The organism is Pseudomonas paraeruginosa PA7 (assembly GCF_000017205.1).
Lineage (GTDB): Bacteria > Pseudomonadota > Gammaproteobacteria > Pseudomonadales > Pseudomonadaceae > Pseudomonas > Pseudomonas paraeruginosa.
The window spans coordinates 5,041,000-5,063,306 of sequence record NC_009656.1 but is presented as its reverse complement, the minus strand read 5'-3'; the positions used below and the strand labels follow the sequence as shown (position 1 = coordinate 5,063,306).

Annotated in this window: 22 protein-coding genes; 12 read left to right on the top strand and 10 right to left on the bottom strand. The window is 68.4% G+C overall.

The features are described from left to right. Positions 1-6: 6 nt before the first annotated feature. The 6 genes from PSPA7_RS23375 (at position 7) to PSPA7_RS23350 (ending at position 5,787) form a co-directional block, all read left to right on the top strand. Positions 7-1,287 (top strand): acyltransferase family protein, encoded by a 1,281-nt coding sequence (locus PSPA7_RS23375; RefSeq protein ID WP_012077143.1) that lies wholly within the window; start codon positions 7-9, stop codon positions 1,285-1,287. An 85-nt stretch (positions 1,288-1,372) separates the two neighbouring features. Continuing rightward, positions 1,373-1,984, top strand: a complete 612-nt coding sequence (locus tag PSPA7_RS23370; RefSeq protein ID WP_003155451.1) for a DUF2846 domain-containing protein — start codon at positions 1,373-1,375, stop codon at positions 1,982-1,984. A gap of 104 nt (positions 1,985-2,088) precedes the next feature. Then, the gene (locus PSPA7_RS23365; protein ID WP_105446913.1) at positions 2,089-2,673 is read left to right on the top strand and encodes a DJ-1/PfpI family protein; all 585 of its coding nucleotides are present in this window, start codon (positions 2,089-2,091) and stop codon (positions 2,671-2,673) included. A 19-nt stretch (positions 2,674-2,692) separates the two neighbouring features. After that, on the top strand, positions 2,693-3,001 hold the full coding sequence (locus PSPA7_RS23360; RefSeq protein ID WP_012077141.1) for a ribbon-helix-helix domain-containing protein: 309 nt from the start codon (positions 2,693-2,695) through the stop codon (positions 2,999-3,001). Positions 3,002-3,082: 81 nt separating this feature from the next. Next, positions 3,083-4,390 carry an Nramp family divalent metal transporter gene (locus PSPA7_RS23355; protein WP_074197303.1) on the top strand — a complete coding sequence of 436 codons (1,308 nt, stop codon included), beginning with the start codon at positions 3,083-3,085 and terminating at the stop codon, positions 4,388-4,390. Positions 4,391-4,668: 278 nt separating this feature from the next. Beyond that, on the top strand, positions 4,669-5,787 hold the full coding sequence (locus PSPA7_RS23350; protein ID WP_003155449.1) for a dienelactone hydrolase family protein: 1,119 nt from the start codon (positions 4,669-4,671) through the stop codon (positions 5,785-5,787). A gap of 66 nt (positions 5,788-5,853) precedes the next feature. On the opposite strand, the gene PSPA7_RS23345 is transcribed toward PSPA7_RS23350, so the two are convergent. Then, positions 5,854-7,377 carry a fumarate hydratase gene (locus PSPA7_RS23345; RefSeq protein ID WP_003155448.1) on the bottom strand — a complete coding sequence of 508 codons (1,524 nt, stop codon included), beginning with the start codon at positions 7,375-7,377 and terminating at the stop codon, positions 5,854-5,856. Positions 7,378-7,631: 254 nt separating this feature from the next. Here PSPA7_RS23345 and PSPA7_RS23340 point away from each other — a divergent pair, with 254 nt between their 5' ends. From PSPA7_RS23340 to PSPA7_RS23330, 3 genes are all read left to right on the top strand, one after another. Beyond that, the gene (locus tag PSPA7_RS23340) at positions 7,632-8,759 is read left to right on the top strand and encodes a GGDEF domain-containing protein (protein ID WP_012077139.1); all 1,128 of its coding nucleotides are present in this window, start codon (positions 7,632-7,634) and stop codon (positions 8,757-8,759) included. Further along, positions 8,752-9,681: an iron-sulfur-binding ferredoxin reductase gene (locus PSPA7_RS23335; RefSeq protein WP_012077138.1), complete on the top strand. Its 930-nt coding sequence runs from the start codon at positions 8,752-8,754 to the stop codon at positions 9,679-9,681. The genes PSPA7_RS23340 and PSPA7_RS23335 overlap by 8 nt, the downstream gene beginning before the upstream one ends. 65 nt (positions 9,682-9,746) lie before the next feature. Next, positions 9,747-10,520 (top strand): enoyl-CoA hydratase-related protein, encoded by a 774-nt coding sequence (locus PSPA7_RS23330; RefSeq protein WP_012077137.1) that lies wholly within the window; start codon positions 9,747-9,749, stop codon positions 10,518-10,520. Between the two features lie 85 nt (positions 10,521-10,605). On the opposite strand, the gene pyk is transcribed toward PSPA7_RS23330, so the two are convergent. The 3 genes from pyk to PSPA7_RS23315 form a co-directional block, all read right to left on the bottom strand. After that, a complete protein-coding gene (pyk, locus tag PSPA7_RS23325) occupies positions 10,606-12,057 on the bottom strand; it encodes a pyruvate kinase (RefSeq protein ID WP_003157682.1) in 1,452 nt (483 codons plus the stop codon). Between the two features lie 82 nt (positions 12,058-12,139). Next, entirely contained in the window at positions 12,140-13,054 is a 915-nt protein-coding gene (uspM, locus tag PSPA7_RS23320; RefSeq protein WP_012077136.1) for a universal stress protein UspM, read from the bottom strand. A gap of 84 nt (positions 13,055-13,138) precedes the next feature. After that, positions 13,139-13,945 carry a tetratricopeptide repeat protein gene (locus PSPA7_RS23315; protein ID WP_003157684.1) on the bottom strand — a complete coding sequence of 269 codons (807 nt, stop codon included), beginning with the start codon at positions 13,943-13,945 and terminating at the stop codon, positions 13,139-13,141. A 93-nt stretch (positions 13,946-14,038) separates the two neighbouring features. Between PSPA7_RS23315 and PSPA7_RS23310 the strand changes: the two genes are divergently transcribed. The 3 genes from PSPA7_RS23310 (at position 14,039) to PSPA7_RS23300 (ending at position 15,365) form a co-directional block, all read left to right on the top strand. Then, on the top strand, positions 14,039-14,422 hold the full coding sequence (locus PSPA7_RS23310) for a tetratricopeptide repeat protein (RefSeq protein ID WP_003120855.1): 384 nt from the start codon (positions 14,039-14,041) through the stop codon (positions 14,420-14,422). Positions 14,423-14,522: 100 nt separating this feature from the next. Then, positions 14,523-14,945, top strand: coding sequence for a DUF4124 domain-containing protein (locus PSPA7_RS23305; protein WP_012077135.1), 423 nt, complete (start codon positions 14,523-14,525; stop codon positions 14,943-14,945). 60 nt (positions 14,946-15,005) lie between these two features. Then, positions 15,006-15,365: a PilZ domain-containing protein gene (locus tag PSPA7_RS23300; protein WP_012077134.1), complete on the top strand. Its 360-nt coding sequence runs from the start codon at positions 15,006-15,008 to the stop codon at positions 15,363-15,365. Between the two features lie 4 nt (positions 15,366-15,369). Here PSPA7_RS23300 and PSPA7_RS23295 read toward each other — a convergent pair whose 3' ends face one another. The 6 genes from PSPA7_RS23295 to PSPA7_RS23270 are packed head-to-tail and all read right to left on the bottom strand — an operon-like array spanning position 15,370 to position 22,299. Beyond that, on the bottom strand, positions 15,370-16,701 hold the full coding sequence (locus tag PSPA7_RS23295; RefSeq protein WP_012077133.1) for a DUF58 domain-containing protein: 1,332 nt from the start codon (positions 16,699-16,701) through the stop codon (positions 15,370-15,372). Continuing rightward, the gene (locus PSPA7_RS23290; RefSeq protein ID WP_012077132.1) at positions 16,698-17,705 is read right to left on the bottom strand and encodes an AAA family ATPase; all 1,008 of its coding nucleotides are present in this window, start codon (positions 17,703-17,705) and stop codon (positions 16,698-16,700) included. The genes PSPA7_RS23295 and PSPA7_RS23290 overlap by 4 nt, the downstream gene beginning before the upstream one ends. Then, on the bottom strand, positions 17,702-18,970 hold the full coding sequence (locus PSPA7_RS23285) for a DUF4350 domain-containing protein (RefSeq protein ID WP_012077131.1): 1,269 nt from the start codon (positions 18,968-18,970) through the stop codon (positions 17,702-17,704). Before PSPA7_RS23285 ends, PSPA7_RS23290 begins: the two co-directional genes overlap by 4 nt. Continuing rightward, positions 18,967-20,538 (bottom strand): DUF4129 domain-containing protein, encoded by a 1,572-nt coding sequence (locus tag PSPA7_RS23280; RefSeq protein WP_012077130.1) that lies wholly within the window; start codon positions 20,536-20,538, stop codon positions 18,967-18,969. The genes PSPA7_RS23285 and PSPA7_RS23280 overlap by 4 nt, the downstream gene beginning before the upstream one ends. Further along, the gene (locus PSPA7_RS23275; RefSeq protein ID WP_012077129.1) at positions 20,525-21,505 is read right to left on the bottom strand and encodes a stage II sporulation protein M; all 981 of its coding nucleotides are present in this window, start codon (positions 21,503-21,505) and stop codon (positions 20,525-20,527) included. Before PSPA7_RS23275 ends, PSPA7_RS23280 begins: the two co-directional genes overlap by 14 nt. After that, positions 21,502-22,299 carry an RDD family protein gene (locus PSPA7_RS23270; protein ID WP_023443432.1) on the bottom strand — a complete coding sequence of 266 codons (798 nt, stop codon included), beginning with the start codon at positions 22,297-22,299 and terminating at the stop codon, positions 21,502-21,504. The genes PSPA7_RS23275 and PSPA7_RS23270 overlap by 4 nt, the downstream gene beginning before the upstream one ends. Between the last annotated feature and the right edge of the window lie 8 nt (positions 22,300-22,307).

Below are 22,307 nucleotides of genomic sequence, written 5' to 3'. Positions count from 1 at the left end.
AGATGCGTGGCAACGCCCGACTCCAAGGAACGTTTCATCGGACTGGAATGGTTGCGCTTCCTGCTCGGCCTGTACGTGGTGGTGTACCACACCCTGCATAGCTATCCGAAAGAGCAGAAGTTTCCCGGCCTCGATGAGCTGACCAGCCTGGGGTTCTTCGCTACCAGCACCTTCTTCGCGCTCTCCGGCTTCCTCCTGGCCCACGTCTACGCGCGCAGCGGCCGGTTGCGCGAAAGTGCCCGCAGCTTCTGGACCAAGCGCCTGTCCAATCTATACCCGCTGCACCTGTTTTCCCTGCTGCTGTCGATCCTGGTGCTGCTGGCGCTGAGCCATCTCGGGATCGGCCCCGACCTGGACAAGGCCACTCCGCGCTTCGTCATCTACGACACCAACGAAGTGCTCGGTCGCACCCACCCGGAGCTTTTCCTGCACTGGATGAGCAACACCGAACTGTTCCTCAACAGCATCCTGCAGATCCTCCTGCTGCAGGCCTGGAATCCCTACTACCTGACCTTCAACGCGCCTTTGTGGTCGTTGTCGACGCTAATGTTCTTCTACCTGGCGTTTCCGTTCGTCGCCCCGCGGCTGATGCGCAGCCGGCACAAGTGGAAGGTGCTGGCGCTGGTCTGGCTGGTCTATCTGGTTCCGCCGGTGCTGGTGGTGGCCAGCGAGAGCTACGGGATTCCCTGGACCGGCCTGCTGCACCGCAATCCGCTGCTGCGCCTGCCGGAATTCCTCGGCGGCATCCTCGCCTACGGGCTGTTCCGCGGTTACCGCGACCGTGGCCTGGCGCCAGGGCGCGGTCTTCTCGCCGGGTTGGTGGCGCTGGTGGTGGCAGCCTTCCTGGTGGCCGACTATCTGTTCACCCAGGGTGCCAAGCATTGGTACTTCCTGCTGCACAACGGCCTGCTGCTGCCGGCACAGTTGCTGCTGGTGTGCCTCTGCGCGCTGCCCGCCGACCCGAAGAGCGCCTTCGTCCGCCACTGGTCGCCGCGCCTGGGCGCCGCCTCGCTGTCGCTGTTCGCCCTGCATGTGCCGCTGTTCACCCTGTTCTCCCGGGGAGAGCGCCTTATCGCCGTGCCGGGGCGTTGTCTCGACGACTGGCGCGCCTGTACCGAGGCGGCGGCCGCGCTGCCCTCGTCGCTGCTCTATTACCCGCTGTTCCTGATGCTGCTGGTGGCGTTCTGCGTGCTGTTCCAGGAGCGCGGCGTGGTGCCGGTGCGCAAGTGGCTGGTGCGCCGCTTGATGCCGGCCCCGCCGCTGGCCAAGGTGCCGCGCCCGGCCTGAGGCCGGCGAACCGGACTTTCGACGGGTGGCAGCCATGACCGGGCTGGTTATTCTTGGCGAATAACCATAAGAAGAGGGATGGAGCATGCTGCGCAGCCTGTCGCTGGCCCTGTCGATCGTCGCGAGCCTGGTTGGCTGCAGCACGCCCGGCGCGTTCTTCGGTGCGCTGGACGGTCCCGTCTTCGCCACCCATCCTGCCGCCGACGCCAGTCACGCCACGGTCTACCTCTACCGCCCGCAGAGCCAGTGGGCGGACGAGGAACTCGAGGCGCCGGGCATCTTCCTCAACAACGAGCTGATCGGCAGCCTGCCGAGCAACGGCTACCTGGCCTTCGAGTTCGAGACCGGCAGCTACAAGCTGGAGATGCGCCGTCCGCTGGCAGGCAGCTTCTGGACCCTGTTCGCCGACGGGCCGATGGATTTCACCCGCATCGCCAGCTTCGTGCTCGACGCCAGGGCCGGCGCGGTCTACTACCTGCGCTACGACGAACTCGCCCCGCCGCCGAAGAGCGAGCATCCGGCGGGCGAGGGCGACGGCCCGCTGCAACTGGTGGGCGGCGACCTCGGCAGCGCCGAGATCGCTGCCACCCACCAGGTCCAGGAGCCCATGCAGTTCGCCGCCAGCGGCTACCAGAAGCGCATCCAGCGTTCGTTCTGGGAAGGCGTCGGGCGGACACTGGACAGGATCGGCATCTGAGCCCGGCGCGCCTGTAGTAACCGCCTATTACCCGCGACACCGGCGGGATTGGCTACCTTAGGTGGATTCCCGGGGTGTCCGGGTCCCCGCCCGAAGGAGTGCGCGTGATGGCTGCGAAGAAGATCCTGATGCTGGTCGGCGACTACGCCGAAGACTACGAGACCATGGTGCCGTTCCAGGCCCTGCAGATGGTCGGCCACCAGGTGCACGCGGTATGTCCGGACAAGAGCGCCGGGCAGAGCGTACGCACCGCCATCCACGATTTCGAAGGCGACCAGACCTACAGCGAGAAGCCGGGGCACAACTTCGCTCTCAACGCCGACTTTGCCCAGGCTCGCGCCGAGGATTACGATGCCCTGCTGATCCCCGGAGGACGCGCCCCCGAATACCTGCGCCTGAACGAGCAGGTGCTGGCCCTGGTGCGCGCCTTCGACGCCGCGCGCAAGCCGATCGCCGCGGTCTGCCATGGCGCGCAGCTGCTGGCCGCCGCCGGTGTCCTGCAAGGGCGGGCATGCAGCGCCTACCCGGCCTGCGCGCCGGAAGTGCGCCTGGCCGGCGGCGAGTACGTCGACATCCCGGTGGACCAGGCCCATGTCGACGGCCACCTGGTCACCGCGCCGGCCTGGCCGGCGCACCCGGCCTGGCTGGCGCGCTTCCTCGAGGTGCTCGGCACCCGTATCAGTCACTGAGATCCAGGAGGCCCCGCGCATGTGCGAACTCTATGTGAAAGCCGATCCGATCCTCTACGAATCGCGCTCGCGCTCCCTGCGCATCCGCGGGGTGGTGACCACCCTGCGCCTGGAGAACCAGTTCTGGGATATCCTCCGCGAGATCGCCGAAGGCGAGGGGCTGAGCACCAACCAGTTGATCACCAATCTCTACGAGGAAGTGATGGACTATCGCGGCGAAGTGCTCAACTTCGCTTCGTTCCTGCGCGTCAGTTGCACCCGCTACCTGGCGCAGCGGCGCGCCAATGTCGCCGGGTTGAGCCTGGTCGGCCAGCGCGCCCAGGGCTGAACCGGGGAGGCGCGGCCGGGTGGAAAGCTTTACTCTGGCAGAGCCTCCCTTCCGACCTGGCAAGTGTTCGTGAAATTTTCCCTGCCCTCCACCGCCACCGCGCCGTTCTGCCCCTCGGCGGTCAGCCATAGCGTCGCGGTGCCGGCCAATGCTTCGCCGCTGCGCAAGCTGGCGCTGTTCGTGGGACCCGGCCTGCTGGTCTCGGTCGGCTACATGGACCCCGGCAACTGGGCCACCGCCATCGAGGCCGGCTCGCGCTTCGGCTATGCGCTGCTGTTCGTGGTAGTCCTGGCGAGCCTGTCCGGGATGCTCCTGCAGAGTCTCTGCTCGCGCCTGGGCATCGCCACCGGCCGCGACCTCGCGCAGCTTTCCCGGGAGCGCTACCGGCCCGGCGTGGCGCGCGGCCAATGGCTGCTGGCGGAGCTGTCGATCGTTGCCACCGACCTTGCCGAGGTGCTCGGCGCGGCGCTGGCCTTCCACCTGCTGCTGGGCGTCTCGATCACCACCGGGGTGGTGCTCACCGCTTTCGACACCCTGATCGTGCTGGCCCTGCAGGGCGCCAACTTCCGCCGCCTGGAAGCCATCGTCCTGGGCCTGATCGCCACCATCGGCGCGTGCTTCTTCGTCGAACTGGTGCTGATCAAGCCCTACTGGCCCGACGTCGCCGCCGGCCTGCGGCCGTCCTGGGACACCCTGGGCAGCCAGGAGCCGCTGTACCTGGCGATCGGCATCCTCGGCGCGACGGTGATGCCGCACAACCTCTACCTGCATTCCTCCGTGGTACAGACCCGGGTCAACGGCGACGACGCGGCGAGCAAGCGCTCGGCGATCCGCTTCTCGCGGTTCGACACCATCGGCTCGCTGTCCCTGGCACTGCTGGTCAACGCGGCGATCCTGATCCTTGCCGCCGCCGCCTTCCACGGCACTGGCCATACCGAGGTGGTGGAGATCCAGGACGCCTACCACCTGCTCGACCCGCTGGTGGGAGGCGCCCTGGCCAGCTTCCTGTTCGGTTTCGCCCTGCTGGCGGCCGGGCAGAGTTCGACCTTCACCGGCACCATCGCCGGCCAGGTGGTGATGGAGGGTTTCCTCCGCGCGAAGATTCCCTGCTGGCAGCGGCGCCTGATCACCCGCGGCCTGGCCCTGGTACCGGCACTGCTCGGTGTGCTCTGGCTCGGCGAGGGCGCGGTGGGCAAGCTGCTGGTGCTCAGTCAGGTGCTGCTGAGCCTGCAACTGCCGTTCGCGCTATGGCCGCTGATCCGCTTCAGCGGCGACCGGGGCCTGATGGGCGAGTTCGTCAACCCGCCCTGGGTGAGCGCGCTGGCCTGGCTGCTGTTCGGCCTGATCTCGGCGGCGAACCTGGCCCTGCTGTACTTCTGGTTCGCCTGAAAACGCTCGGCTCCGGCCCGAGCCTGGAGAGCCAGGGGAATTCCCCGGCCGCGCGTTCTTTTCCCCAAGTGTGAGCTGGGTCGCGCGCTCGGCTTTCTCCGTGGAACCCCCGCGTGGATGGGGCGTCAGCGGGAAAGTCATTCCGGCTGCTCTTTCGAATCCCGGTCCAGTCCTGTCCATGCGGACGATGCGGCAACCTTGTCCTTTGTCCCCGGGAACGCCGGCGGTCGGCGATGACTGTCTTCGACGCAATGTCCACGACCAACGGGAGTGCAGCAATGAAAAGAACCAGCCGCGGGTTTCTCTTGCTCATCGGGCTCGCACTGAATGGCGGGCCGACGTTCGCCACGGACCACCTGGACCGGCGAATCGGCGAGACCATTCTCTACGAGCGGATCTCGCCCCGCCCGGGCAAGTCCTTCGTGATCCGGGTGAACACCTTCCTACCCTCGGGACCGGGGCCGTTCCCCCTGGTCATCCTCAACCATGGCATCGACCCCGACGGTAGCCGGGACCGCGTACGCTTCCAGGTGCCCGCGCGCGAGTTCGTCCAGCGCGGCTACGCCGTGATGGTGCCGCAGCGACGTTCCTTCGGCGGTTCCGAGGGGCCGCGCGACTGGCCGGACTGCCAGCCCGGCGCCTATACCCGCGAGGCGCAGCGCGAAATCCACGCTACCCTGCGGCTGGCCCTGGCGCGCGACGATATCGACACGCGGCGGATCCTCCTTGTGGGTCATTCGGTGGGTGGCCTGGTCGGACTGAAGACAGCCGAGCAGGACTTGCCTGGCGTCGTCGGCGTCGTAAACATGGCGGGCGGCTTCCGCTGGGAAAATTGCGACTGGCAGACGCCGCTGCTGGAAGAGATGCGCCAGGCCGCGGCCTCGCGGATACCCTCCCTCTGGGTGTACGCGGAAAACGACCGGATGTTCCCGCCGGAGCTGGCCCGGCAGCTGTTCGCCAGCTACCGCCAGGCGGGGGGCGCGGGGCGCCTGCGAGTGCTGGCTGCGCATCCCGGCGACGGTCATCTGTTCTTCCCTGAGCGGAGCGGACTGCAAGCCTGGTGGCCGGAGGTAGAGGGGTTCATGCGGGCCGTGGGATTGCCGACGCGCAAGGTGCGGCACATCGCCGAAACCAGGCGTCCGGGCGAGAGCGGGTTCGCCGCCATCGGGGACGTCGACAGCGTGCCGTTCGTCGAGCACGAGCGTGAAGCCGGCGGCAAGGACTACCGGACCTTCCTCGAGGCTGCCGGTCAACGGGCTTTCGCCCTGAGCGAGGATGGGGACGCCTGGGGCTGGTCGGTTTCCGCCAATCCGCTGGATGAAGCGCTGGAGTACTGCAACACCAACTCGTCGACCCCCTGTCGGGCCTATGCGCTCGACCAGCAGGTGGTCTGGTAGCGGGATGCGTGCGTCCCTAACGGAAAAGCCCGGCGCAAGGCCGGGCTTTTCCTGGGGCGGCGCGTTCTACTTGACTTCCACCGCCAGGCTTTCGCTGATCTTCTTCTGCCAGACCGCCGGGCCGGTGATGTGCACCGACTCGCCGTTGGTATCGACCGCGACGGTGACCGGCATGTCCTTCACGTCGAATTCGTAGATCGCTTCCATGCCCAGTTCGGCGAAGGCCAGGACCCTGGACTTCTTGATCGCCTGGGCCACCAGGTAGGCGGCGCCGCCGACGGCCATCAAGTACACGGCCTTGTTGTCCTTGATCGCCTCGATCGCGATTGGGCCGCGCTCGGACTTGCCGATCATGCCCAGCAGGCCAGTCTGTTCGAGGATCTGCCGGGTGAACTTGTCCATCCGGGTGGCGGTGGTGGGACCGGCCGGGCCGACCACCTCGTCGCCGACCGGATCGACCGGGCCGACGTAGTAGATGAAGCGGCCTTTCAGGTCCACCGGCAGTTCTTCGCCCTTGTTCAGCATGTCGACCATGCGCTTGTGGGCGGCATCGCGGCCGGTGAGCATCTTGCCGTTGAGCAGCAGGGTCTCGCCCGGCTTCCAGCTCCGCACCTCTTCCGGGGTGATGCTGTCCAGGTCGACGCGGCGCGCGGACGGGCCGGCTTCCCAGACGATCTCCGGGTAGGCGTCCAGCGGCGGCGCTTCCAGCTCGGCCGGGCCGGAACCGTCGAGGACGAAGTGGGCGTGGCGGGTGGCGGCGCAGTTGGGGATCATGCACACCGGCAGCGAAGCGGCGTGGGTCGGGTAGTCCATGATCTTGACGTCGAGCACGGTGGTCAGGCCGCCCAGGCCCTGGGCGCCGATGCCCAGTTGGTTGACCTTCTCGAACAGTTCCAGGCGCAGTTCCTCGATGCGGTTCTGCGGGCCGCGGGCCTTCAGCTCGTGAATGTCGATCGGGTCCATCAGGACCTCCTTGGCCATCACCGCGGCCTTCTCCGCGGTACCGCCGATGCCGATGCCGAGCATACCTGGCGGGCACCAGCCGGCGCCCATGGTCGGAACGGTCTTGAGCACCCAGTCGACGATCGAGTCGGACGGGTTGAGCATGGCCATCTTCGACTTGTTCTCCGAGCCGCCGCCCTTGGCCGCGACATCGACCTCGACCTTGTCGCCGGGGACCAGGGAATAGTGGATCACCGCCGGGGTGTTGTCCCTGGTGTTCTTCCGCGCTCCGGCCGGGTCGGCCAGGATCGAGGCGCGCAGGACGTTTTCCGGCAGGTTGTAGGCGCGGCGCACGCCTTCGTTGATCATGTCGTCGACGCTCATGGTGGCGCCGTCCCAGCGCACGTCCATGCCGACCCGGACGAACACGGTGACGATTCCGGTGTCCTGGCAGATCGGGCGGTGCCCGGTGGCGCACATGCGCGAGTTGATCAGGATCTGCGCCATGGAGTCGCGGGCGGCCGGCGACTCTTCGCGCAGGTAGGCCTCATGCATGGCCTGGATGAAATCGACCGGGTGGTAGTAGGAGATGAACTGCAGGGCATCGGCGACGCTCTGGATCAGGTCGTCTTGCTTGATCACGGCCATGGAGCACGGTCCTCTTCAGGCGGGTAATTCGGCGGCGGGGTAGGGTCACGGAACCGGCCGCAGCCGAGGAGCGCGCCGGTCAGGCACCGGCGCAAAAAAGGCGGAACAGTATAGCCCTTCCCGCGCGACAGGGGCACGCGCCGGCGATCAGACCTTGGTCGGCCGGGGGTGTGACTAGCTGGCTGTTCGTTCGACTAGGCAACCCGCGGGGGGAAGGGTACATTGCGGCCAGGTGCCATTACGGGACGGAGCCCATGCGCACAGACAAGCCTCCTCTGAAGCAGCGCGCCCTGCAAAAGCTCTTGCTCCGCCGGTTCGGCATGGCCGCCGGCACCTACCTGTTCGGCCTGGTCCTGCTCTGGCTGGCGGTGCTCAGCGGTTTCTACCGGGCCGCGCCGACCACCGCGGCGCTCAGCACCACCCTGGTGGTGGCTTGCCAACTGGCGTTCCTCTGGCTGTTCGCCAGTGGCCGCAACCTGCGTTACGCCGACCCCAGCCTGACCGAGCCGCAGGTGCTGGTGGCGATCGTCTGGCTGACCTACTTCCTTTATCACGTCGACAGCCTGCGCGGCACTTTCATGGTGTTCTACGTGCTGGCCCTGTTGTTCGGCGTATTCCAGTTGCCGCCACGGGTGTTCGCCCGCTGCGCGGCGCTGGCATTCATCGCCTTCTCCGGCATCCATCTGGTGGAAGTCCTGCAGCGGCGCCTCGAACTGCCGGGGCGCGCCGCCCTGCAGGTGCTGGCGCTGTTCATCGTGCTGGTCTGGCTGAGTCTGTTCGCCAGCTACGTGCAGGCGATGCGCCAGCGCATGCGCCAGCGCCGCTATGCCCTGCAGGCGCACCAGGACACCCTGCGCGGGATGATGCGTCAACTGGAAGACCTGGTCGCCACCGACGAACTCACCGGACTGTTCAACCGCCGGCACTTCATGCGCATGGCCGGGCGCGCACTGGAAGACCTGCTGCCGAACCGGCAGCACGGCCTGGCGCTGATCGACCTCGATCACTTCAAGCGGATCAACGACCGCCACGGCCATGCCGCCGGCGACCGTGTGCTGCAGACCTTCGCCGCGGTGGCGCGTTCCTGCCTGCGCGACGGTGACATCCTGGCCCGCTACGGTGGCGAGGAATTCGTCCTGCTGCTGCCGCACGCCGATGCCGAGCAGCTGGAACGTTGTTGCGAGCGCCTGCGCCTGGCATTCGAACAGGCGGAACCGGTGGGCGTGGCGGTGGAGGTCCTGAGCCTGTCGGTGGGCATGACCCTGCTGTATGCCGACGACGATCTCGACGAGGCCTTGCAGCGGGCCGACCAGGCGCTCTACCGTGCCAAGCGCGGCGGACGAAACCGCTGCGACGCCACCTGGGAGGTCACCAGTGCCTGAGATCCGGGTCGGCGAGCGACGCCTGGTCGTCGCCGCCGGCAGCAACCTGCTGGACGCGCTGCTCGCCGGCGCTATCGCCTTGCCCTATAGCTGCCGGGCCGGCAGTTGCCATGCCTGCCTGGTGCAATGCCTGGACGGCGAGGTGGAGGACGTGTTGCCCGAGGCGCTCGACGCCGAGCGGCGCGAACAGGGCTGGCGGCTGGCGTGCCAGTGCCGGATCCGCGGCGACCTCGCCTTGCAGCCTTTCGACCCGGCGCGCGACGGACTGCCGGCCCGGGTGCTCGCTTGCGACTGGCTGGGTGGCCAGGTGCTGCGCCTGCGCCTGGAACCGCAGCGGCCGTTGCGCTATCGCGCCGGGCAGCACCTGCTGCTGTGGAGCGAGGATGGCGTGGCGCGGCCCTACTCGCTGGCCAGCCTGCCCAACGAGGACCCCTGGCTGGAATTCCACATCGATTGCCGCGAGCCCGGCGCCTTCCGCGACCGCGCCCGCCAGTTGGCACCCGGCGCCAGCCTGCGGCTCGGCGAGCTGCGCGGCGGGGCGTTGCATTACGAACCCGACTGGCAGGACCGGCCGTTGCTGCTGATGGCCGCCGGCACCGGCCTGGCCCCGCTCTGGGGCATTCTGCGCGAGGCCCTGCGCGGCGGGCACCAGGCGCCGATCCAGCTGCTGCACCTGGCGCGCGAGCATTACCTGGCCGGCGAACTCGCCGGGTTGGCCGCGCAATACCCGCAGTTGCGGACCAGCCTGGTCACGGCGGCGCAGTTGCCCTCTGCGTTGGCCGATCTCCGCCTTGTTCCCCGGCGCAGCCTGGCCTTACTCTGCGGCCAGCCCGCCAGTGTCGAGCGCTTCGCCCGGCATCTCTACCTGGCCGGCGTGCCGCGTAGCCAGACGCTCGCGGACCTGTTCCTGCCCCACGCCTGAGCGGCGCTGGCGGCAGGGCCTTGCAGCGATTGCCGCGGCCGCGCGCCGCATTCCTGGGAGTGACGATGAGCGAGCTGATTCGGGTCGAGCGCGAGGCGGGTCTGCTGACCCTGCGTCTGGACCGCCTGGACAAGAAGAACGCGCTGACCCGCGCGATGTACAGCCGGATGGCCGAGGCGCTGCTGGAGGCGCAGGCCGATACGGCTGTGCGGGTGGTGCTGATCACCGGTGGCGACGCCTGCTTCACCAGCGGCAACGACATCCTCGATTTTCTCGAGCAGCCGCCGTCCCTGCGCGACAGCCCGGTGGGCCGCTTCATGAGCGCGCTGCTGGAATTTCCCAAGCCGGTGATCGCCGCGGTGAACGGTCCGGCGGTCGGCATCGGCACCACCCTGCTGCTGCATTGCGACCTGGTCTACGTCGGACGCAACGCGCGACTGAAGATGCCTTTCGCCAACCTCGGCCTGACCCCGGAGTTCGGCTCCAGCCTGATCCTGCCGCGCATGCTCGGTCATGCCAGGGCCGCCGAGCTGCTGTTGCTCGGGCAGGACTTCAGCGGCGAGCAGGCCGCCGCCTGGGGCCTGGCCAACGCGGCGCTGGAGGATGGCGCCACGGTCCTGGAGCACGCCCGCGATGCGGCGCGGCGCTTCCTGCACCTGGCGCCGTCGGCGGTAGTGGAGAGCAAGCGTCTGATGAAAGCGCCATTCATCGAGGAGCTTCGCCGGGTGATCGCCGAGGAAGGCGATATCTTCAGTGCCCGTCTGCGCTCACCCGAGGCGATCGAGGCGCTCAGCGCCTTCATGCACCGGCGCCAGCCGGATTTCTCCAGGTTCGCCTGAGTGCGCCGTTGTCGGGCTGGCGGGGCGCCGATCCGTAGGGCGGATAACGCTCCAGGCGTTATCCGCCGCGACGTGCGTGAGGCGCTTATACCAGCAGGTCGCCGACGTGCAGGACCTTCATGGTGTTGGTCCCGCCCTGGGCGGTATAGCTGTCGCCCTTGGTCAGGATCACCCAGTCGCCCTTGGTCACCACGCCGCGCTTGAGCAGTTCGTCGACCGCGGCCTGGCTGACCTTTTCCGGTGGCAGCGCGGCCGGGTCGAAGGGGATGGTCTCCACGCCGCGGAACATGGCCACGCGGGCCTGGGTCTCGCGGTGCGGGGAATAGGCGTAGATCGGTACCGAGGAGCGGATGCGCGACATGATCAGCGGGGTGAAGCCGCTTTCGGTCAGGCAGATGATCGCCTTGATCCCCGGGAAGTGGTTGGCGGTATACATCGACGCCAGGGCGATGCTCTCGTCGCAGCGGTCGAAGGTCTGGCCGAGGCGGTGGCTGGACTTCTGGCTGGTCGGGTGCTTCTCGGCGCCCTGGCAGACGCGGGCCATGGCTTTCACCGCTTCCACCGGGTATTCGCCGGCGGCGCTTTCCGCCGAGAGCATCACCGCGTCGGTGTAGTCGAGTACGGCGTTGGCCACGTCGGAGACTTCCGCGCGGGTCGGCATCGGGCTGTGGATCATCGACTCCATCATCTGGGTCGCGGTGATCACCACTTTATTGTTGCGGCGGGCGTGCAGGATGATCTTCTTCTGGATGCCGACCAGCTCGGCATCGCCGATTTCCACGCCGAGGTCGCCGCGCGCCACCATCACCGCGTCGCTGGCGCGGATCAGGCCGTCGAGGGCGTCGTCGTCGGCCACCGCTTCGGCGCGTTCGATCTTGGCCACCAGCCAGGCCTTGCCACCGGCCTCGGTGAGCAGGCTGCGGGCGTATTCCATGTCCTTGGCGTCGCGCGGGAAGGAAACGGCCACGTAGTCCAGGTCCATGTCCGCGGCCAGCTTGATGTCGGCCTTGTCCTTGTCGGTCAGCGCCGGCGCGGTGAGACCGCCGCCGCGGCGGTTGATGCCCTTGTGGTCGGACAGCGGGCCGCCGATCAGCACCCGGCAGCGCAGTTCGTCGGCGGCGACTTCCTCGACCACCATCACCACCCGGCCGTCGTCCAGCAGCAGTTCGTCGCCGACACCGCAGTCCTTCACCAGGTCCGGATAGTCGATGCCGACCACTTCCTGGGTGCCGGCGTCGCGCGGGTGGCTGGTGGAGAAGCGGAACCTGTCGCCGACCTGCAATTCGATGCGCTTGCTGGCGAACTTGGCGATGCGGATCTTCGGTCCTTGCAGGTCGCCGAGCAGGGCGACGAAGCGGCCGTGCCTGGCCGCCAGCTCGCGCACCAGCCTGGCGCGGGCACGGTGTTCATCGGGGGTGCCGTGGGAGAAGTTGAGGCGGGCGACGTCGATCCCGGCCAGGATCAGCTGCTCCAGCACTTCCGGGGAATTGCTGGCTGGGCCGAGGGTGGCGACGATTTTGGTGCGGCGAACGGACATGCAAAGGACTCCTTGGATAACGCTGGCGTGCAGGCTACCACCGGCGAGGCTCGGCGGCGACTGCGGAGTCATACTATCTGCATCAGATGTCATTTGTCGGTTTGAGCACCAGCAGGTCGCACTCCACCTCTTCCAGCACCCGTTCGGCGGTCTGCCCGATCAGCGCGTTGTCCAGGTGCCCGCGGGCGACCGCGCCCATCAGCAGCAGGTCGATGTCGTTGGCCCGGACGAAGTCGGGAACCGCCTGCTCGGCGTAGCCGGCCAGCAGGTGGCGGCGCTCCGCGGCGACCTGCGGATAAGCCGCCAGCAGATCGTCGAAAGCCTGGCGGTGTCGTTCCTCGTGCTGTAGCACGAAGCGCTCGTAGCCGGCGAGCATCTCCGCGTCGAACAGCAGGCTGCGCGGCATTGCCGCGTAGGCATGGAGATAGTCGGCGCGCAGGCCGAGGCTGGCCTCCAGGCGCTCGGCGGCGGCGATCAGCTGGTGGTCGAGGGCCGCTGGCTTGTCGCTGGCGTGCAGCGGGTCCAGCGCCGCGCACAGGCGCTGGCCGCGCCAGCTATCGTGATGCACCAGCCAGAGCGGCTGCGGGCAGTGGCGGATCAGTTGCCAGTCGCTGCTGCCCAGCAGCAGGCGGCGCAGCAGGTTGTGCCTGCGGGTACTCTTGAGGACCAGGTCGGGGCGGGTTTCGTCGACCCGCTGCAGGACCATCCGGTCCAGCGGCTTGCCCCACAGGGCCTCGACCCGGGTGCGGAGGCCGGCCTGCTGCAGCGGCATGGAAAGCTGCTCCAGCCAGGTGACCCGTTCGTCCAGGTAAAGGTCGCGGGCGCGCCTCAGGGAGTGGCTGTCGAAGAACAGCCCGCCGTCCAGCGCCGGGTTGAAGTCGCACAGCAGCAACTCGACGCTGGCGCCGCTGCGCTCGGCGATCCACTGCGCGCGGGTGAGAGCCGGTTGTTCGTCGCTGCTCGGGTCGATGACCACCAGCAGGTTCTGCAGGTTCATGGCAACGCTCCTGGCTGTGGGCGAGAATGCCATTGCAGACCAGGCGCCGCGTCGGGCGCTTGATCTGGGTCAGTCCGGCGGGTATCAGCGCGGCTGCGCGTTGAGAGCCTGGTCGAGGTGCCGGCTGGCCTTGTTCGACAGATCCCCTTCAGGATAGTCGAGCAGCTGGCGGCGCAGGTATTCGATGGCCTTGTCGCGGTTGGGGTGCGGGTTGTCCGGCGCCAGGTACATCAGGCCGAGCTGGTAGAGGGCCTTTTCCTTTATACCGGCGGGAATCGCCGGATCGTTGACCGCCAGCAGGTAGAGTTCGGCGGCTTCGTCGACGCGATCCTTGAGCACCGCCCGGCGCGACAGCAGGGTCATGTCCGGGTCGAGGCTGGTCTTGTAGAGGTCGAGGTTCTGCTGTGGCTTCCAGGTGGCGAGCAATTCGCGGGCGCTCTTCTGCACCGGCTCCCTGGCCCGCTGCCGCATCACCAGCAGGCGCGCCTGGGCATGCTCGGCGGCGTGGGTGCCGGGAAACTCGCGGACCACGCGCTGGAAGTAGTCGGTGGCCCTGGCGTCGTCGCGCTGGTCGTTGTAGCGGCTCATGTAGATCAGGCCGATCTGGTACAGCGAGATGCCGCGCACCTCGGCGCTGTAGCGGTCATTGTCGTAGCCGGTGAGGTAGAGCTTCTCCGCCTCGGCGCTCCTGTTGTCGCGGATCGCCATGGCGCTGTAGGTCAGCAGGTCGCCTTCCTCCTCGATGGCGGCGGTCATGCGGTTGCTCTTCATCTGCTTGTATTCGGCGACTTCGCCTGTGGTGACCTGGGCGACGAACAACGGCGTGGTCGGCGAACAGGCGGCCAGCAGCGACAGCAGCGGGGGCAGGACGAGACGGCGGGCGAAGCGCATGGCATCTCCTTGGCGCCAGGGCGAGGGCCGCTCCAGTCTAGTCAGGCCCTTCAGCCACGCCAATACGCGCCGATACAGTACCCAACGGAGGATATGCCTATGCGAAGCTTGATCGTTGCCTGCCTGGCGCTGAGTGCCACCGGCTGTAACAGCTGGTCGCTGAACAGCGACCTGAACGGGGCCTACCGCGCCTACGACAAGGGCGATTGCGCACAGGTGATGCTCGACCTGTCGCGCGCCGAGCGGCGGATCCGCGCGCGGCCCTACCTGCAGCCGGAAATCTCGCTGCTGCGCGGGCAGTGCCTGGAGCGCCAAAGCCTGTTCGTCGACGCGGCGCAGACCTACCACTTCATCATCGCCCGTTACCCCACCAGCGAATATGCCTACCGTGCCAAGGCGCGGCTGGAGACGCTGCGCCAACTGGGCCGGCTGAGCGAGACGCCGGCCTCGGCCAGTGCCGTGCCAACCCGCCTGTAGGCGCCCGGCGGATTGGACGGGCGTTCAGGCTGACCGTCGGTCGCGTGCAGGCCTGGCCGATCCGGTAAGCTGCGCCCTGGATTTCACGGAGGAGGTTCGCATGCGTGCCCTGTGGTTCTGTCTCGGTCTGCTGCCTTTGCTGGCACAGGCGGACATCTATCGCTGGACCGATGCCCAGGGCAAGGTGCACTTCTCCGCCACGCCACCGGCCGGCGCGCAACGCGTCGAAGTCAGGCCGCAGGTGGTGGAGCGTGACGCCGCCACCCTTCAGCGCGAGCAGCGCACCCGGGAGTATTTCGATGCTCGCCGCGAGGAACGCGACGCCGCCGCCGAACGCGCCGGCCAGCGCCAGGCCGCGCTGGCCGAAGAGTGCGGGCGCTTGCGGCAACAGTTGTCCCGGCTCGAACGCGGCGGCCGCTTCTATCGGCAGGACGCCGGCGGCGAGCAGGTTTACCTGAGCGATGCCGAGCTGGACGCCATTCGTCGCGAACTGACCTCGCGGGAGTCCGAACGCTGCCGCTGAGCTTGTTCCGCGAGCGCCGGCATCGTCATACTGGACTGCAAATCATAGCGAAATGCCATTATGGGTCATCAACGACATATCCAGCGCCATCAGTTGCCCAGCTACCTGAAGGTGTTCAATCGCATCACCGACAAGCCGATGGGCTATATCGGCAATGTCTCCGAGGACGGCCTGCTGCTCATCAGCCAACTGCCGATGCTGGTCGGCGCACGTTTCGAACTGCGCCTGAAGGTTCCGGGACTGGGCGGCCGCCCGCAATGCATCGACTTTTCCGCCGACTGCCAGTGGACCCGCGAGGACGTCACGCCCGGTCATTTCGACTCCGGCTTCCACCTGTTGGCGCCGCCCGCCGAGTTCCTCGAACTGGTCGAGGCGTTGCGCCGCTACTTCAGCTTCCCGCGCCAGCCGCAATCGGTCTGACGCCTCAGAGCACGCCGGCGCGCTTCCAGCCCAGGTAGCGGCTGATCAGCTCCGGGCCCAGTTCGCTGGGGCGCGCGTCGAGCACCGGCACGCCATGGGCGACGAGCTTCTCGTGGAGACCGTTGCGCGCGTTCAGGTAGTCGATGGTGCCGGTGTAGGCCAGTGCCTGCTCGTAGCGGGCCACCGGCTCCTGGCGCAGGGTATCGAGCACTTCCTCGCGCAGGCTGGCGACCAGCACCCGGTGCTGGCGGCCCAGGCGTTTCACCGCGCCGAGCAGCTCTTCGTCATCCTCGTCGCGCAGGTTGGTCACCAGGATCACCAGCGCTCGCCGCCGCTGGCGGGACAGCACGGCCTGGACGGCTTCCGGGAAGTCGGCGGGACGCTGGCTGGTCCGCAGGTCATAGACGGTATTCAGCAACGCGCCGAGCTGGCCGTTGCCCTTGCCCGGAGGCAGGTGCCGGCGGTCGTCGCCGGCGAAGGTCATGGCGCCCACCGCGTCGCCTTGGCGCAGGGCGACGTAGGCCAGCAGCAGGCTGGCGTTGAGGGCGTGGTCGAAGTGCGAGAGGTCGCCGTCCTGGCTGCGCATGCGCCGCCCGCAGTCGAGCAGGAAGAGGATCTGCTGGTCGCGTTCGTCCTGGTACTCGCGGGCGATCGGTGTGCGTTTGCGCGCGGTGGCCTTCCAGTCGATCTGGCGCAGGGTGTCGCCGTCGCGGAATTCACGCAACTGGTGGAACTCCAGGCCGAGGCCGCGGCGCTGGCCGCCGCGCACGCCGATCTGGTTGAGCCAGTGATCGACCGCCATCAGCTCGGCGCCGTAGAGGCGGGCGAAATCCGGGTAGACCCGGGTTTCGTCGCGTACCTCCAGGTAGCGTCGCTGCCGCCACAGGCGCAGCGGGCTGGGCAGTTCCAGTTCGCAGCGGGGAAACACGAAGTGGCCGCGGTTCAGTGGCCGTACCCGGTAGCCGAGCTCGGTGCTTTCGCCCGGGCGCAGCTCGACTTCCTGCGGCAGGTATTCGAAGTCCATGCCGGCCGGCAGGTGGTCGAAAAGGCTCAGGCGCAGCGGGCGACGGTAGCCGTGCTGCAGGTGCAGGCGCACTTCGCTCCAGCGTCCGAGCGGCAGGTTGCCGCTGAGTTGGCGGCTCAGGCTCGGCGCCGGCTGGCGTCGTGCCCACAGGGCGTCCAGCAGGCCGAGCAGGACCAGCGCGGCCAGCGCCGCCCACCAGAAGGTGTGCAACTGCGCCGGCAGTTGCCGGCCGAGCGCCGACAGGCTGCCCAGGACGATGGCCAGCAGCAGGAGCGCGGCGGTCAGCGCCAGCAGGGCGCGGGATGGCTTCATACGCGCGGTGCCGGTACCTGGTCGAGCAGTTGTTGCAGGACCTGGTCCACCGACAGGCCTTCGATATCCAGTTCCGGCGACAGCCGGACCCGGTGGCGCAGGACCGCCAGAGCGCAGCCCTTGATGTCGTCGGGGAGCACGAACTCGCCACCACGCAGCAACGCCCGCGCGCGGCCGCAGCGGACCAGGGCGATCGACGCGCGCGGCCCGGCGCCGAGGGCCAGGCCCGGCCAGTTGCGGGTGGTGCGGGCCAGGCGCACGGCGTAGTCGAGCACCTGGTCGTCGAGCGGCAGGTCGCTGGCGATCCGCTGCAGGGCGAGGATGTCCTTGTCCTTCAGCAGCGGCCGCAGGCTGGCTACGTCGAGCATGTCGCTGCGCGCCGAGCGGGTCACCTGGCGCACCAGGGTCTGCTCCTCGGCTTCGGCCGGGTAGTCGATGCGCAGCTTGAGCATGAAGCGGTCGAGTTCGGCTTCCGGCAGCGGGTAGGTGCCCTCCTGCTCGATCGGGTTCTGCGTCGCCAGCACCATGAACGGCTGCGGCACCGGCAGGGCGCGGCCTTCCAGGGTCACCTGGCGCTCCTGCATCACTTCCAGCAGGGCGGCCTGGGTCTTGGCCGGGGCGCGGTTGATCTCGTCGGCCAGCAGCAGGTGGGTGAACACCGGGCCCTTGCGCAGCTTGAACTGCTCGCTGGCGAGGTCGTACACGGCGTGGCCGGTGACGTCGCTGGGCATCAGGTCGGGGGTGAACTGGATACGCGCGAAGCCGCCGTCGAAGCAACGCGCAAGGGCGCGCACCAGGAGGGTCTTGCCGAGCCCCGGGACGCCTTCCACCAGCACGTGGCCGCCGGCGAGCAGCGCGGTGAGCACGTCGTCGATCACCGCACCCTGGCCGATCAGGGCTTTCTGCAGTTCGTTGCGCAAGGCCTGCGCCAGCTGGCTGGCGCGCTGGCGCTGGAGCGCCGGGTTGGGCGCGGTGCTCGGTTGTTCGGGCGTCTGTTCGCTCATAGGGCATTCCTGAGGCTTTGCAGGTGGGCGACCTGGCGGGTGAAGTCGGCAGCGGAAAGCCGCTGCGCCGGGTAGGGGCGCATGGCCTGGCTGATGGCACTGGGTGGCAGGCGGGTCATGCGCCCGAGTATCTGCCATTGCTCGGCGACGCCGAGCTGTTCGAAACCGGGGTGGCGACGTCGCGCCCTGCGCAGGATGTCGCGTTGCAACCCGTGCAGCAAGGCGACGTGGCCACGCTGGCGGAGGAGGAAGTCGGCGCCGGCGCGCAGGTGTTCCTCCAGTTGCCGGCGCGAGCGGCTGGCCACCGGCTGCAGCGGTCCCTGGCGCAGGCCGGCGCGCCACAGGCCGCCGAGCAGCAACAGCAGCGCCGCCGCCAGGGCTTCGGGGAAGTGGCGGGCGAGCAGGGTGGCGAGGCTGTCGCGCTCGGCGCGGTAGAGCAGGGTGACCTGGTTGTCCTGGGTCAGGTACCAGAGCAGCCAGGCGTTGTCGTACTGCTCGATGTTGCGGTTCTGCCAGATCCAGGCGTCGGTGAGCACGGTGACCAGGCCCTTGCCGTGCTGCATCTGCAGCAGGTGGGTGGCATCGCCGCTGTTGGCCCAGGCGTAGGCGTGGTTCTGCGGGTCGTAGAGGTGATAATCGGGATCGAAGCCGATGTAGGCCGGCGACTGCTCGTTCTCCAGGTAGAGGCGGGTCAGCGCGGAATGGTCGGGAGTGGCGTCGGCAGGCGTCTGCGCGTCCTCTTCGGCGGCGTCCGCCGGTGGCGTATCCACGGCCTCGTCCTCTTCCGCCACCTCCTCGTCGGCCTGGGCCTGCTCCCGTGCCTGGTCCTGGCTGTCGTCGAAGTCCTCGGTCAGGTACTGGCGGATGTCCAGGCTGTCGAGCAGCAGGTCGCCGCTCTTCTTCTCGTCCTCGTCCCACAGACGCTCGGCGACCAGCACCAGGTGTCCGCCCTGTTCGCTCCAGGCGAGCAGCCGCCGGGCCTGGGCCGGGGTCATGCCGGCGCGGCTGCCGAGCAGGAGCAGGGTATGCCCGGCCGGCGGCAGGTCCTTGAGTGTCTCCAGGCCGTCGGCACGGTTCACCGCGACGCCCTGCTTGCGCAGGAACAGCTCGGCGGCGAGGTAGGGGTTGCGCCGGGCCTCCGGCGCCGGGCCGAGGTCGATGGTCTCGGTATAGGGTTGCAGCCGGCTGAAGAGGAAGAGCGCCAGCAAACCAGCCAGCAGCAGGAGCACGGCGACGAACAGGAAACGCGCACGGCGGCTCGTCATGGGCGCACCTCGGTGGCGAACAGGCCACGCCAGCCGTCGCACAGGCGCTGGCGCAGCTCTTCGGCGGGCAGGCGGTGGCCATAGGCCAGGGCCTGCCACTGGGCGGTCAGCAACCGGGCGTAGTGCAGCAGTGGCTGCTGCTGGTCGAGCCGCTCGACCAGGCGCAGGACCTCGCCCTCGGTATGCGAGCCCTTCAGCGGTAGGCGGTAGTCGTGCAGCAGGCGGCTGAGCAGGCCACGGTAGAGCAGGCCGAGGGCCTCCCGCGGTTTTTCCGCCCAGAGCCGCTCGGCGTGACCGGCGATGTCGTCGGGCAGGCTTTCCGGGCTGAGGTCGAGACCGAACATCACCGTCGGCGCTTCGCGCCGGGGCCGGCGCGGCAGACCCAGGTTGCCGACGAACAGGCGCAGCCATTCGCGGTAGCGCCAGACCAGCAGGAACACCGCGCTGAACAGCAACGCCCAGAGCAGTACCTCGATGGCCTGGGCGACATGGCGGAACGGCACCCAGTTGGCCAGGGCCTCGAAGAACGCCTTGAGCTGCTTCTCGTCGTCCTTGCTGCCGTCCTTCTTCCCGGTCTTGTCGCCGAAGCGCCAGCCGGTGACGGTCTCGCTGTTCTTGAACGGAGCGGCGTCGACGAGCGCCTGGATCTGCTTGCCGGCCTGTTCGCTGTTGAGCTTCTGCCGCAGCAGGCGGGGCTGTTCGGGCGGCAGCTCGGCCGCGGCGGCGCTGGCGGCCGGCGCCGGCTCGGCGTAGACGGCGGGGGAGGGCAGCCAGGCCAGCAGTCCGCCGAGCCCGAGCAGCAGTACGTAGGCGCTGCCGAGCAGGCGCTGGCGCAGGCGGCGGAACACCAGTTCGATGTCCCAGGCCTCCAGTTCGGTGCGCCGGTTCAGGTAGAGGGTGAAGCCGCAGGCCACGTAGATCGGTTCCCAGATCACCAGCACCAGGGCGTAGAGCAGGTTCGACAGGTGCTCGAGCCAGAGCCATTCGCCGGCCTCCGGATCGAGCAGGCTCTGCCAGTTCCAGTCGATCTCGCTCTGCGCCGGGATCAGCAGGTACAGCAGCATGGCGAAGCCGGCCCAGAGGGCCATCTCCAGGTGCACGCCGACCACGGTCAGCCAGGTCGCGCCGCCGGCGTTGCGCTGGGACAGGACGATCAGGCGCTGGCTGCGCGTGTCCCCGGCGAGTCCTTCGAGTTGCAGGACCGGCAGGTCGAAGCTGCGCGTCGGGCTGAAGCGGCGCCACAGCAGGCTGGCCGGCAACTGTTTCTTCAACAGTGCGGGATAGGCGCGCAGCGCCTGCTTCAGGGTTGGCGTGTCGCCGAACAGGGCGTGCGAGAGGATGTACAGCGGCAGCCGCTCGAAGGCCGGCTTGAGCCACCAGAAGAGCAGGATCGCCAGGGTCGGGTGTCGCCACAGCAGCAGGCTGAGCACGACGAACAGCGGCAGCGTCAGCAGTGCCCAACTGGCCATCAGCAGCCGCGCGTGGCGGTGCGCCAACAGCATGCCGAGGTCCAGCGCCTCCCAGGCGCTGCGCGGGCGGATCGCCACGCTGGCGTCAGTCAGGCGCATGGCGGCTCCGTCCGGCGAGCAGGAAGTAGGCGCCGACCAGCAGCCAGAGGACTGCGCCCACCACGTACTTCACCCGTGGCTGGAAATGGCTGATGGAGGACCAGTAGGCCTCGGTGAAGGCGGCCAGCAGCAACAGCACGATCACCCCGGCGATCAGTTGCACGCTGCGTCTGGCGGCCAGCCGCAGTGCTTCGCCGCGGGTCAGGCGACCGGGGGCGAGCAGCGCCCAGCCGAGCTTGAGGCCGGCGGCGCCGGCGAAGGTGATGGCGGTCAGCTCGAAGGCGCCGTGGCCGATGACGAACGGCCAGAAGGTCTGCACGTAGCCGATCTGCGTCAGGTGGCCGGCCACCGAGCCGATCATCAGGCCGTTGAACAGCAGGAAGAACAGGCTGCCCAGGCCCAGCAGCACGCCGCTGGCGAAGGTCTGGAAGGCGATGCCGATGTTGTTCATGACATAGAAGCCGAACATCTCCCAGTCGTCGCTGGTGTCGCGCGCACCCAGCGGTCCGAGGCGGGTGGTCTCGGGGGCGTACATCGATTCCATCTCGCTGACCTTGTCCGGGCTGACCACGCTGTAGATCAGGTCGGGGAAGTGGTAGACCAGCAGGCCCATGAGCAGGGCGCTGCCGTAGAACAGCAGGCTGGCCACGGCGATGCTGCGCCATTCCTCGCGAACCAGGCGCGGCAGGCCGGCGAGGAGGAAGCCGAGGATGCGGCTGCCGAGGTGGCTGCGGTGCCGGTAGAACTGCTGGTGGCCGCGCATCACCAGCTGCTGCAACTGATCGATCAGGTGGCTGCTGTAGCCGCGTTCCTGGGCCAGCGCCAGCTGCTGGCAGAGGCGCCGGTAATCGGCGGCGAAGTCCTCGCTGGAACCCTCCAGCTTCCTGCCTTTCTCGAGGAAGGCGAGGCGTTTGTCGAAGCGCTGCCAGGCGGCCTGGTGACGCTGTTCGAAGAGGCTCTGTTTCATGCGCTCTCCTGGCGCAGGCCGAGAAAGCCGCGGGCGATGCCGTTGATCTCGGCCTGGGCGCGGACCGCCTCGACGCCCAGCGGTTCGGCGAGGATGCCCGCCAGCTCCTCGCGACGCGCGGCGGAAAGCGCCGCGCCGCGTTCGGCGAAACCGAGGAAGGCGCGCTGTTCCTCCAGGCTCATCGGGAAGGGTGGCAGCAGCGGCTCGACGTCGGGCAGGCTCGGTCGGCTCAGCTCGGGCTCGCGGTAGACCACCAGGGTTCCCGCGGCGATGTCGCCGAGACGCTTGAAGGCCGGGTGGTTGAGGCAACTGAGCAGGCCCAGGGCGTAGCCGAACGGGAGGATGTCGGCGAAGCGCAGCAGGTTGCGCAGCAGCGAGGCGGCCCAGCCTACCGGCGTGCCGTCGTCGTGGACCACGCGCAGGCCCATCAGTTGCTTGCCGGGCGAGCGGCCCTGGTTGAGCACTTCGAACAGGACCATGTACCACCAGGTCATGACGAAGGTCAGCAGCAGACCGAGGCCGGCGCCGAGCTTGCCGAGGAAGGCCAGGCCGAGCATCAGCACCAGCATGATCAGTCCGCGGATGCCCAGGTCGATGCTGTAGGCCAGGGCCCTGGGGACGACGCCGGCGGGGCGCAGGAGCAGGTCGATGCCTTCCGGCGTTTCCACGTGGTAATGGGTGTCGAGGACCTCGGCGCCAGGCCGTGAGGCGGGCGCGACGAGGCGGGCGGCAGCGTTCGGGAGCATCGGGGGGCCGTGTCGGGGAAAGTCAGATGCTAGCCAGCGCGGCGTCATCAGGCAAC